We start from the raw sequence: 12,239 nt of genomic DNA, 5'->3' as shown, positions 1-12,239 counted from the left end.
GTCCTGATCATGCTTATTTTTTTTACAATATCCTTTCAGAATGTTCACCCAAAGGCAGAAACAACAGCTAACTTGTCTGAGCAGAATACGATGTCTGTCCTTTGGTTTCAAAGCGCCGGGGAAGCAAAGGGGTTATATTATCAAGGCTATAATATTGGTAAAATGAGATTAGACCAAATTTTGAGTAAAGAAAGGGGAAAGGAAAGCTTAAAGCCGGCAATTGTCCTCGATATCGATGAGACGATTTTAAATAATAGCCCACATCAAGCTTGGTATGTGGTTGCAGGGAAAAGGCTTCCTTTTAAATGGGATGAATGGTTCAATAGAGCTGAAGCAAAGCCACTTCCCGGGGCAATTGAATTTTTACATTACGCAAATTCATTGGGGGTGGCAATTTATTATATTTCTAATCGTTATGAATCACAAAAAGACATAACAATAAGAAATCTGCAGAAAGTGAGTGCACCACAAGCAGATGCAGCTCACGTATTATTACTGCAGCCTGGTGAAAAAGGGAAAGAAGAGCGCCGCGAGCAAGTAGCAAGAACACATGATATCCTTCTGTTTTTTGGAGATAATCTTGGAGATTTTAGGGGGTTTGAGGGCTTATCGGTCTCGGGAAGAAATCAAGCAGTGGACAAGTATCAGGAGGAATTCGGTAAAAAGTTTATTCTATTTCCAAACCCAATGTATGGAGATTGGGAAGGGGCTATTTATAATTTCGATTACAGGAAAACTGATGAAGAAAAAGCCAAACTAAGAAAGAAATTCTTAGAAATATATCGGTAGAAATAAAAAGACGCCACTGGCGTCTTTTGTTTGGACAAGTTTTGATGAATATATGAAAAGACTAAAAGTGCAATTTAACTCTTAACATTTTTTAGGATATTAATTGCATAGACAATGATACCTAAGACCAATAATGTACCGCCAGTAGCTATCGCGGGCTCTGCACTTTCCGTCCCGGAAACATAAAATGCGAGTCCTATCATCATAATGGGTAGAGAAATATTATGAATCCAGAAGTGAACCTTAGCGAGTGTTGTTTCTGCTGCGTTTGGAAAAGCAACATAAATGAGACCAGCAACAGCCAAAGTAAGCCAACCTAATAAATTAATATGGGCATGTACAGGAGTGAAGTCGAAACTATGCGTCATTGACATATACATACCCATGCAAACCCCAATAACAAAATACACAACAGAAATTTTAATCAACCTTATTCCCATTTTCCAGCCTCCCTTTTTACTTTAAAAATTATGACTACAGTACTAATTATGCAGGAAGACTCTGAAAAATAACTTTGGGTTCAAGAGGACAAGTTAGAAATTCATATTCAAAAAAGCTACCCTCTAAGGGTAGCTTTTTCAGTAAGATCTAAAAAAAGGCTTTAATACCAACTAATACAATCCCGATTAAAAAACCACACACAGCCCCATTGACACGAATCCATTGCAGGTCTTTTCCAACGTTTGTTTCAACCATTTCGATAAGTGTTTTATCATCTAGTTTTTCTAAATTTTCTTTTACAAGCAATCCTATTTTCGAATGATTTTTATCAATAAAACTAAAGATATGATCCTTAATCCAAGTTTCTATAAGAATCACTTTCTCCGGATTTGACTCGATTCCTTCTAAGCCCTTTTTAATTAAAGGAAGGAGATAATCTTCATAAAAGGAGGGTTTTTCAACAAAGTCAAAAGCTTTTTGCTGAATCTGGCCTAATAATTCGGAAATTTGCTCTTGCAGTTCCCATTTTTCGACTAGCTGAGATTTTAAATTATTTATTTCTTCATGAATCTTTTCATCACTTTTAATCGATTGAAGCTTATTTTGGATATGAGTCAATAAGCCTTGCCTATTCTGGTTCAAGGGGTCTCGATAGCTATCTACACCTTTTAAAATTAAGCTTTGGATAATATTACCCAATTTTTCTTCATTTACGAGGTTGCTAAATGATTTTAAAGCAAATTGCATAAACCCATCCGCTTTGATATTTTCCACTGCATCGACAGCTAATCCGCCTAACTTATACTTTGTGCTCTCTTTACTTGCCCAGTCATCAATTTCTTTAAGTATGTAATCAAGAGCTTTTTCATCATATTTTCTAATGGCAACCTGAGCCATCAGCATAGGGAGATAATTCTTACTATCTAGAGCATCTATTCTAGATTTTAGTTCTTCTTCTAATAATGGAGCGAATCTTTTTAAATCAAAAATCGTGATTAAGTGTTTAGAAATCATGATGAAATTCTTTTCTACGGCTGATGAAGGTAATTCTTTATAGATTATCTCAAATAGTTTTTCAGTAAATTTAATGTTGTTAATTTTTTTATGAATACTTTCTTTTGTGAGCCAATCATTTTCTAACATCGAGATTATTCCGGCAATGATTCTGCTTCGATTTTTTGGCAGCAGAGCAGTATGTGGGATAGGAATACCTAGTGGGTGACGAAATAGAGCTGTTACCGCAAACCAATCAGCCAGTCCTCCTACAAGCCCAGCTTCAAATCCTCCAAGCAGGACCCTCCCCCAGAAAGTATCCTGTATCGGAATAGTGGCTAGAAAGCCGATTCCCATCACAGCAAGAAAAATAGTCGCTAAATGCTGTGTTTTATTTTTACGATTTAACATCATGAACCCCTCGTCTTTAGAGAATATTATTGTCTATTGCTATTATCTCAATTTTGTTGAAAAAAAAGCAAAAAAAAATACTTAATAATGGATTTTTTGCTGAATACTTAGTCAAAAAGGAAAAAAATAACATAAAAGTTTCACAAAGTTACAGTGGAATTGGGTTGATTTTATTAGATAATATTCTAAATAAATAGTTTTCAATTATAGGGGAGGAATAGAAAGGAGTCCTTTTTATGGTCCATTGGGTGAAAGTACTCGAATGGGTTTTAGGTGTTGCGGCAATAATGTTCATTTGGTATGCAATCCACGACCTAAAGAGCGCAAAAAAAATCTTAATTGGCCGTCCGATGCGAACAGCTGAATTACAAAGCAAACATACAAAGTTATTGTGGTTTATTGCATTGCCAATTTTATCTGCGGATTTGTATTCGTCTGTTTCTTACGGTCCGGAATCAGGATTAACTGAACTGGCCTCGCTTGGACAAGAAGCGAAATGGCTTATTATCCCCATTACATTGGCTACTATTTTTTTATTAGGAATATTAATTTTATCATATATTATGGGAATCTTGGCCTATCCTAATGGCGGAGGGGCCTATGCGATTGCTAAGGATAATTTCAAACCGATTTGGATCTCATTAGTTGCCTCGAGTTCATTATTAATAGATTATATTTTGACTGTTGCGGTTTCTATTTCTGCTGCAATGGAAGCATTAGTTTCGGCCTATCATATTTTGGCTCCATATGAAACGGTACTAGCAATTCTTTGTGTAACACTTCTAGTTATCATCAATTTACGTGGAGTAGCTGAATCTGCAAGAGTATTAGCTTGGCCAACAATCGGTTTTATGATTTGTATGATAGTAGTTATCATGGCAGGTTTTATTGATGAATTTAAATATGGATTTATTAAAGGTTCAACACCAGTGATTGGCACGTTTCCGCAGGATTTATCGATTCTATTAACCCTCAAGGCATTCAGCTCAGCATGTTCTGCCCTAACAGGTATTGAGACTATTTCTAATGCTGTCCCTGTTTTTCGTGAACCTCAGAAAAAGAATGCGATAAAATCCTACATAGCTCTGGGTGTCATTACTGCAATCACCTTACTTGGGTTTTCCGTCCATATATTTATTAATGGAATCTCCGTGAATCCTCATAATACGATGTTATCACAATTAACAAGTACTTATTTTGGGGATGGAATCATTTATCAGATAATCATTTGGTTTACATTTATTGTGTTAATTCTTGCTGCGAACTCCACTTTCACAGGATTTTCACAGCTTGCGGCAATTGTGGCGGCTGACGGATTTTTACCTAGGGGCTTATTAAATAGAGGGGATCGTCTAGGGTACTCAAATGGAATAATTGTTTTAGCCTCATTTGCTTGTTTACTGATTATTATTTTCAATGCCCATACAAATGCTCTCATACCATTATATGCAATTGGAGTATTTCTATCGTTTACCATCGCACAATTTGGTTTGATAAGAAGATGGCTGAAGGTAAAGGGGAATCACTGGCATTTGAAGCTCTCTGTAAACATAGTTGGTGCAGTCATTACCACTGCGGTTGCGATAATTTTTGCGGTGACGAAGTTTATGGGGGGAGCTTGGATTGTGTTAATGGTATTACCAGTTTTTATTTTCTTTTCATTAGCAATTCACCGACATTATGAGGAAATAGCATATGAGCTAAAGCTTAATCCGGGAACCATTCCAATAGCAAAAAATGTATTATCGATTGTTCTTATATCAGGAGTACACAAAGTAGTAAACAATACCTTGTCATTTGCAAAAAGTCTAAATTCAGATGTCATTGCAGTCTATGTAGGATTCGACGATGAGGCGATAAAAACAATGGAGCACAGGTGGATGGAATGGGGGAGTCCATGTAGGCTGATTTGCCTTAAAAGCAAATACCGGTCCCTCCTTGAACCTTTATCCAGATTAATAAAAGTTGTTGAGGAAAGTCATGAAGAAAAATTGATTCATATATTAATACCCCAATTCATCCCGATTAAATGGTGGCATCATCTATTACATAACCATAGCGCATTAATGCTACGGGTTTGGTTCTTACGCCATAAGGATATTGCGGTAACCACAGTCCCATTTCATTTAGGGAAATAGAATTTAATATGTTAAAACACCTCTCAGCTTTGAGAGGTGTTTCCCATTTTTTTCTTCCGAGGTTTTATATGTGTAATCAATCCATCAAGGTCGGTAATATAGAATTGTATTTTAGGTTCTTTTTTAAGATATTGCTCTTGCATTAACTGAAAATAATTCACCTTGTGAATTGGGTCGAATTTTAACATAGGAAATTCATTATGCTCTTTTACAAACAAATCAACAGCTTTCTGAACGATATCCATTTCTAAGGGTATTTGTTTTTCATTTTCCTCAAATAAATCGTACGTTTCTTTAGACATATAGAACTTTTTGGATGGAATCCCACCAAGATGTGGAACAAGTTGATTAAAGTCAATACAATTATCATCTTGAACAAGAATCGTCCGATAAACACCTTTTGGTAAATTATCGGAAAAGGCTCTAATCGCCTTACGAACTTCATCAATCGTAACATCAATAATAGGGTAACTCTTGTCATTCTCCTGTTCTCTATTTAAAGATTTTTTAACACCTTTTCCTTTTTGAATAGATGTTTTAAAGTACTTTTGAACCATTGAATAAACAGTTATTGCACCAATGCCGATTCCAAAAAATATTCCTATTAATGTAAAAGTAGGATAAATACCATAGCGATTATCTAATAATGCACCCAGCCTGTAACCACCAAAAACACATAGTGCGATTGTAATTCCGAAGACCATATTTAATGAGAGCGCCTTAATAAGAAAATTGGTGAATTCATTCCAATGTTCATCTTTGTGACCTATTCCACTTTTTAAAAAATTCTTAACCTCCTTTTTCATTTCTTCGGACACCTGATTATCTTCAAAAAAGGCATCAAGATACTCTTCCTCTGATTTGTTATCATTTTTTAATAGGCAAGCAGTTTTTTCAATTGCTCCTTTTTTATAATGAACATAAATCCATTTTTCTTCAAATCCTAATTCTAAGTTCTCAGTTACTTTGTTCAAGGATATTGTAAACTTATGTTTCATGGTTTTAGACCCCCTTAATTTGATCTGCCTTTGCAATGAACCGTTTACGTCTATGATATGCTTCTTCATTTGCGTCTTTTAATATTTGTTTGGCCTTTTCTCTAGCATCATTAATTATTAATGTTGCTTCGTTTTCACTATGTTTTAATATTTCTCTAGCATCATGTCTTGCTTGCTTAAGGGTGTCCTCACTTTTGTCAAGGTTCCGGGCTGCATCAAGTTTATACTTTTCTGTTAATTGTAACTGATTTTCGATGTGTTGTTTTCGTGTATCTAAAATATTTACTAGTTTTTTAAACACAAGCTTTTTTAAAATTAATACTAAAACAGTAAAAATACTTGCTTGGTAAATCATCGTCCCTAATGAAATTGGCAGACCGAATAAAGTAAGATCACCCAAAACAACTCAACTCCTTCAAAACTATTATGTTAACCTGTGAGCAATATAAACCATTGTTAGTGTAACGAAGATATAAGCTTGGATGGCACCTATAAAAATGCAGAATGCCTGCCAAAGCAACATTGGAACAGTTGCAAGGGCTGCGACGACAAATCCTTGGGAGACAGAACTAGCTAAGAGAGCCAGTAATACTTCACCAGCATAGATATTTCCGAATAGGCGTAGTCCCAAAGTTAACGTTGTGGCAAGTTGTTCGACAGCGTTAATAGGAAATAAGAATTTAAAGGGTTTGAAAAAACTCAGGAAAAAGTGTTTGAAACCGTGTAATCGGATATCAATGAAATGTGTATAAACAATAATCATAATGGCAAGGGTCAAGGTAACATGTGCATCAGCTGTGGGAGATCGCCACCAAGAAACCGGATGGAGTTCAGCTGTTTCAATTGAAAAGGGGATGCCTAAAAGGTTGGAAATAAATAAATACATTAATAATGTTACACCGGTTGACAGGATGAAGAGATTGCCTGAAACAATCAAGGAATCGTTCATAATATTTTTTACAAACTCCATAATCCATTCCATAAAATTTTGCCATTTTTTTGGTGTGTTTGCGCTGGGATTTCTGGTAGTTAAGAAGGCTATGAGGAAGACAATGATTGCGACAATTGTACTTGTTAGGATTATCGATAAGTCAAATGTTAAATTAAACCAAACTACTTGCGGTCTTGAGTGTTCGATGATGTCCAACCCCTTTCTTTTATTTTAGGAAAAGAGAGAAATCACGACCTTAAGCATAGGAAATATGTCATGTTTATTATAACAAAAACTTTCAATATTGTAATACAGTTCACAATTTATTCCTAATTTTCTGAATAATTATCTTAGCAGTATTGGAAAGATATGTAAGTTTTTTAATGGGAAATGTTAAAAATACTTTATAAAACTTTTATACTTTTCTCGCCTAAATTTTTGTTGTAAAATATACAAGGTTAATTGAATAGACATTAGGGGGATTAAAAAATGAAAAAGTTTTTTGTGTTATTATTTTCACTAGCTTTGGCAATTGGTCTAACTGCATGTTCCAGTAATAATGAAACAAAAACAGATAAAAAGGAAAATAAGGAAGAAGCAGCACCGAAAGTGGATATAAAAAAGGAATTAGTTAAATTTTATATGGATCTTGGAGATAAAATTAATGCTAAAGATACAGATTTAAATGCTTATGTAGCAAAGGCTACAAAGGAAGATGCAAAGCCTGAGGAATTGCCAACTGCTAAAGATCGCGCTAAAGCGAGTGAATCAGCAGCAGCTGTTGCTGCGGAATTAAATAATTATCAAGTGCCTGCGGCCTTAAAGGATAAAAAAGCAGACCTCGAGTCAGCTATTAAGGATTATGCAATTTCTTACCAAATCAAAGCTGATGAATTGAAAAAAGATGTTCCTAACCTTGATGCAGCATCAGCTAGCTTAACACAAGCTGAAGAAAAACTTGGGAAAGTATTTGAAAGTGAAAAATTACTAGCGCCAAGCCTTGGTAAGCAAGTAAACTAATGAAACTTAAAAAACAAGCCAAATATATATTGTTGGCTTGTTTTTTTATACTTTAATTTAGTTAGATTGATTTTAAGATACGGCAGCACTTGCAAGTTCATTATATTGGACCAATAGTTCTTCTGAGTCATTATCGATCGTTAAGTAAGTTTCTGTATCTTCGAAAAACCAAACATCATTAACTTCGACAAAGAAGGTAATTCCATTTACAACATTTGTATAACCAACATTGGCAGGTTTTTCAGCTGAAAGGGCAAGACTATATCCTTTGTGCTTATTTCCAAAACCCGCATATTGAGGAAACATCCGAATACTAAAAGGCTTATTAAATTCGAATTCTCTTGTGAACCATGAGGCAGCTCTTTCGTCGATTGAAATGAACATCTAAATGCACCAACCTTTTCCTTTTAGGTAATGATTCATAAGTAAGAAACGGGTGTTAAGATTACAGCTAGATAATTCCTATTTACCATTTCTCTATATTGGAAGAGTATAACTTTTAAGAAGTTTTGCATGTGACATTATTCACGGGCTGTCATCAAATATTATAATTTTATAAAATGTTCAAATTTTTTCCTTAAAACGTTCACTTTTATGCATTGAATCACTGCATATTTTTCAAAAACGGTTTTAATAAATATAAATAATAAATATTTCTATTATGGAGGATTATATGGATAAAGATTGGACGAAGGATTTAGAGCATGATGAATACGAACTAAATATTGACCTGATTATTAAAGATGCACTACTGGCGGTGGAAGAAACGAAAAAGGGGTGTTTTGTAAATCGGGTAACAGCTGAAACGTTTGGAAATCCTGTTGACTATCTTCAGCCGTTAATTGAGGAACTGTATCCTGAAAAGGTTAAGATTAAATTCATTGATCAGTGTGGATGTGGAGGATATGTATTAAGAGTTTGGAAAAGTTAGTGATTCTTTCCGATCGGATCAGATGTTGCTGATATTGTAACATATATATAGTGAAAATAATGTTAAGATAAAAGCAAGCAAAAAGGGGGTTTTTCAAATGGTGAAGGAGTTCGATAAGTTAACAGAATATGACAATGATATTAAAAGTTTAATTCAGACATTTAATGAAACGTTAGATAATATTGAAAAAAGATTATCCAGGCTGGAAAAAATGGATAGCATTGAACACCGTGTAGAAGTAAACCAAATCGACCTTTCCGATATTAAAGATTCACTTCAACGGATTGAGGATTCTCACAAAGGTGAAATACAGCATATGAACCGACGTCTTGATTCGCATTTAGTTAAAATCGCAAAAGTTGAAGAGGAAATAATAATTATTAAAACAAAAGATTAATTCCTCGAAATAGGTAAAAAAGATCAGATAAAGATAATCTGGTCTTTTTTACCTATTTATTTTTCTCTACAAAAAAAACAGACCGAAAATCGATCTGTTTTTAGAACTTTTTTAAGATAGCACTTCGGAATTGGGGATTGAAACTTGTTGGTTAGTTGCCTCACCATTATTGGCATTTTTCATGACCTCAATATATTTAATATGGTGCTCTTCCATGTCGAGGATTTTAAAGGAATAGGTGTCATGAAGCAGGATGTCTCCTTCTTTTGCTTCGTAATTTTCGGTCAATATCCAACCGCCAATCGTATCCACATCTTCGTCGTCAATCTCTACTCCCAATAAATCATTGATCTCACTAACTAATACTTTAGAGTCGATAATATAGTGGTTTTCCTTCATTTTACGTATCTCCGGAATTTCATCCATATCGAATTCGTCCCGAATTTCCCCAACAATCTCTTCCAAGATATCTTCTACAGTAACAAGCCCTGAAGTACCGCCATATTCATCCATTAATATCGCCATATGGACACGGTCTTTTTGCATTTTCACTAATAAGTCATGGATAGGAATCGTTTCAATTACTCTAATAATTGGTCGAGTATAGTTTTCTAAGGTCCGTTCGGCGAGTTTCTCATTACCAATTAAATCGGTCATCACTTCTTTTATATTAATAAGCCCAATGATATGGTCCTTATCACCATCAATAATCGGATATCGTGTGAATTTTTCTTCGCGTAACACCTGAAGAAAAGTCTCTAATGTATCATCCTTAGACAATGAAACGATTTCCGTTCTTGGGACCATTACTTCTTTGGCAATACGGTTATCAAATTCAAAAATTTTATTTACATACTTAAACTCTGATTGGTTAATTTCACCACTTTTATAGCTTTCAGAAAGGATAATTCGGAGCTCTTCCTCTGTATGGGCAATTTCGTTTTCTGAAACAGGCTTAAGCCCAAAAAATCTTGTGGTAATTCGTGCAGACCCATTAAGCAGCCAAATTACAGGAAACATAACCTTATAAAAAAGGATGAGCGGACGTGACATTGTCAGGGTAATCCATTCTGCTTTCTGGATTGCCAAGGTTTTAGGTGCAAGTTCACCTATAACTACATGTAAAAATGTAATCGCGGCAAAAGCTAACCCCACAGACAATATTTGGTTAAAACTTTCAGGAATATGCAGGCTTTTAAAAATAGGGTGGAGTATCTTTTCAAATGTCGATTCACCAAGCCAACCTAATCCAAGGGCAGTAATGGTAATTCCTAACTGACAGGCAGAAAGATATTCATCTAAGTTTGAAATTACTCTTTTAGCAGTCACAGCACTCGAATTTCCTTCTTCAATTAACTGATCAATTCTTGAACCTCTTACTCTGATAATAGCAAATTCTGAAGCTACAAAAAAAGCAGTTAATGCAATTAAAATGGCTATAATAACCAAGTTAAATATGTCCAAATAAGTTCCCTTATCCCGTTTTTAGACAGGTAAGGAGTCACCTCCCAGTTTGATAAAAAAATAAACTCGTAATACAATCAACTCATATCTAGCTTTCTTCTAATCTCGTCTAATGGTCATTATACCACCTCGACAATTTTGTAAATTAACAATAATTATAAAGAATTTGAACTGTACAGTCAAACGTTCTGGTTAGTATATTGGTTGATAACTATATTTTATGGGAAAGCAAAGTGAATATGAACATTAATGGCGAAATATTACAAAAAATTATGTAAAATAAATGCCAGCTCCTATTCAGGAGCCGGCTCCGTCTTTTCTTGGTCGTTTTCTAGTTTGTGTACTTCAATATACAGAATATGGTGACCTTCTATCTCATTAATCTTAAATACAAATCCGTCGTTTTCAATGAAATCTCCTTTATGTACATCAAACTTTTGCGTTAAAAACCAGCCTCCGATCGTATCAACATCCTCTTCATCAAGTGTGGTCCCGAGGAGGTCATTTACTTCGCTAATCAGTACTTTTCCATCCAAGATAAAATGTCCATCTGCTTCCTTCTGAACAAGCGGAAGTTCATCTAAATCAAATTCATCTCGTATTTCACCAACAATTTCTTCAAGAATATCTTCGACGGTGACAATACCTGCTGTCCCTCCATATTCATCAGATAAAACAGCCATGTGTGAACGGTTTTTTTGCAGTTTAACAAGAAGTTCCTGAATCGGTATGGTTTCAATGACATGGATGACTGGCTTTAGATAGGGGATAAGCGGTCGTTCGCCAGTACATTTTTGCTGGATACAATCGGTTAAGACCTCTTTAATATTAACTACCCCCAAAATATTATCTTTGTCACCGTCAATTAGGGGATATCTAGTGTATTTTTCTTCCTTGACGATTTCAATAATTTCTTCCATTGAGGCATCCCTAGAAAGAGTAATAAGCTCAGTTCTCGGAACCATTATTTCTTTCGCAATCCGGTTATCAAATTCAAAAATTCGGTTCATATAACGGTATTCAGATTGATTTATTTCCCCACTTTCATAGCTTTGCGAGAGAATTAACCGCAGTTCTTCTTCCGAGAGGACCATATCCTGCCCAGATGCTGGTTGGATTCCGAAAAGTCCAGTTACAAAACGGGCCGAATGATTAAGAATCCAAATAAAAGGATACATCAACTTATGAAATAGGATTAACGGTCGAGCAAAAAACAAAAGGATTTCTTCTGCTTTTTGAATCGCAATCGTTTTTGGGGATAGTTCTCCAATGACTACATGGAAATAAGTTATGACAATAAAAGCAATTATAAACGAGATAATATGCTTTAAAGATAAAGGTAATTGAATCCATTGAAAAATGGGATTTAGCAGCTCTCGAATCGTGGGCTCACCCAGCCATCCTAAAATCAAGGAGATAATTGTTATTCCAACCTGTGTAGCTGATAAATATCCATCCAAATTCGAAATGACTTTCTTAGCTGCTTCTGCTTTTGGATTTCCTTCTGATAGTAATTGATCAATTCTCGTTGTTCGAACCTTTACCATCGCAAATTCAGAAGCGACAAAAAGTGCGGTAAAGGCTATCAAGATAACAATTATTATTACATTCATCCAAATCATCTATCACCTTACTTGAGGTAAGGTATGCCACCTCACTTACGTTGTACTGAACCCATTATTTCAAAAAAAAATTCTATTAGCAAATCACCACATAAAAAAGACTG

At 34.9% G+C, this 12,239-nt stretch carries 13 protein-coding genes; 5 read left to right on the top strand and 8 right to left on the bottom strand.

All coding sequences use genetic code 11. The features are described from left to right. Window positions 1-9 precede the first annotated feature (9 nt). Window positions 10-789, top strand: coding sequence for a 5'-nucleotidase, lipoprotein e(P4) family (locus BDR01S_RS11840; protein WP_066259774.1), 780 nt, complete (start codon window positions 10-12; stop codon window positions 787-789). Window positions 790-863: 74 nt separating this feature from the next. Here the strand turns inward: BDR01S_RS11840 and BDR01S_RS11835 are convergent, their stop codons facing one another. Both BDR01S_RS11835 and BDR01S_RS11830 read right to left on the bottom strand, forming a co-directional pair. Further along, complete coding sequence (locus tag BDR01S_RS11835; RefSeq protein ID WP_066251830.1) at window positions 864-1,229, bottom strand: cytochrome-c oxidase; 366 nt, start codon at window positions 1,227-1,229, stop codon at window positions 864-866. Window positions 1,230-1,377: 148 nt separating this feature from the next. Further along, the gene (locus tag BDR01S_RS11830; protein WP_066251833.1) at window positions 1,378-2,634 is read right to left on the bottom strand and encodes a DUF445 domain-containing protein; all 1,257 of its coding nucleotides are present in this window, start codon (window positions 2,632-2,634) and stop codon (window positions 1,378-1,380) included. A gap of 236 nt (window positions 2,635-2,870) precedes the next feature. On the opposite strand from BDR01S_RS11830, the gene BDR01S_RS11825 reads away from it, so the two are divergent. Beyond that, a complete protein-coding gene (locus tag BDR01S_RS11825) occupies window positions 2,871-4,772 on the top strand; it encodes an APC family permease (protein WP_066363174.1) in 1,902 nt (633 codons plus the stop codon). Between the two features lie 23 nt (window positions 4,773-4,795). Here BDR01S_RS11825 and BDR01S_RS11820 read toward each other — a convergent pair whose 3' ends face one another. From BDR01S_RS11820 to atpB, 3 genes are read right to left on the bottom strand one after another with little or no spacing between them, the layout of a single operon-like run. Further along, window positions 4,796-5,770: an AtpZ/AtpI family protein gene (locus BDR01S_RS11820; RefSeq protein WP_066251836.1), complete on the bottom strand. Its 975-nt coding sequence runs from the start codon at window positions 5,768-5,770 to the stop codon at window positions 4,796-4,798. A 4-nt stretch (window positions 5,771-5,774) separates the two neighbouring features. Next, window positions 5,775-6,170, bottom strand: a complete 396-nt coding sequence (locus tag BDR01S_RS11815; RefSeq protein ID WP_066251838.1) for a F0F1 ATP synthase subunit B — start codon at window positions 6,168-6,170, stop codon at window positions 5,775-5,777. 24 nt (window positions 6,171-6,194) lie between these two features. Continuing rightward, complete coding sequence (gene atpB / locus BDR01S_RS11810) at window positions 6,195-6,908, bottom strand: F0F1 ATP synthase subunit A (RefSeq protein WP_066259777.1); 714 nt, start codon at window positions 6,906-6,908, stop codon at window positions 6,195-6,197. Window positions 6,909-7,190: 282 nt separating this feature from the next. Here atpB and BDR01S_RS11805 point away from each other — a divergent pair, with 282 nt between their 5' ends. Beyond that, window positions 7,191-7,721, top strand: a complete 531-nt coding sequence (locus BDR01S_RS11805) for a hypothetical protein (RefSeq protein WP_066251840.1) — start codon at window positions 7,191-7,193, stop codon at window positions 7,719-7,721. A 72-nt stretch (window positions 7,722-7,793) separates the two neighbouring features. On the opposite strand, the gene BDR01S_RS11800 is transcribed toward BDR01S_RS11805, so the two are convergent. After that, window positions 7,794-8,105: a HesB/YadR/YfhF family protein gene (locus BDR01S_RS11800; protein WP_066251843.1), complete on the bottom strand. Its 312-nt coding sequence runs from the start codon at window positions 8,103-8,105 to the stop codon at window positions 7,794-7,796. Window positions 8,106-8,382: 277 nt separating this feature from the next. Between BDR01S_RS11800 and BDR01S_RS11795 the strand changes: the two genes are divergently transcribed. Both BDR01S_RS11795 and BDR01S_RS11790 read left to right on the top strand, forming a co-directional pair. Next, entirely contained in the window at window positions 8,383-8,652 is a 270-nt protein-coding gene (locus BDR01S_RS11795; RefSeq protein WP_472459903.1) for a CGCGG family putative rSAM-modified RiPP protein, read from the top strand. Window positions 8,653-8,749: 97 nt separating this feature from the next. Then, window positions 8,750-9,049, top strand: a complete 300-nt coding sequence (locus tag BDR01S_RS11790) for a hypothetical protein (protein WP_066251849.1) — start codon at window positions 8,750-8,752, stop codon at window positions 9,047-9,049. 111 nt (window positions 9,050-9,160) lie between these two features. Here BDR01S_RS11790 and BDR01S_RS11785 read toward each other — a convergent pair whose 3' ends face one another. Continuing rightward, window positions 9,161-10,513 carry a hemolysin family protein gene (locus BDR01S_RS11785; protein ID WP_066251851.1) on the bottom strand — a complete coding sequence of 451 codons (1,353 nt, stop codon included), beginning with the start codon at window positions 10,511-10,513 and terminating at the stop codon, window positions 9,161-9,163. A gap of 293 nt (window positions 10,514-10,806) precedes the next feature. Next, window positions 10,807-12,135 (bottom strand): hemolysin family protein, encoded by a 1,329-nt coding sequence (locus BDR01S_RS11780; protein WP_066251854.1) that lies wholly within the window; start codon window positions 12,133-12,135, stop codon window positions 10,807-10,809. Window positions 12,136-12,239 lie beyond the last annotated feature (104 nt).

Origin of the sequence: Neobacillus drentensis NBRC 102427 (genome assembly GCF_001591445.1) — a bacterium.
In the GTDB taxonomy this organism is placed as follows: Bacteria; Bacillota; Bacilli; order Bacillales; family Cytobacillaceae; genus Neobacillus; species Neobacillus drentensis.
This window is presented reverse-complemented; position numbering and strand designations above follow the sequence as displayed.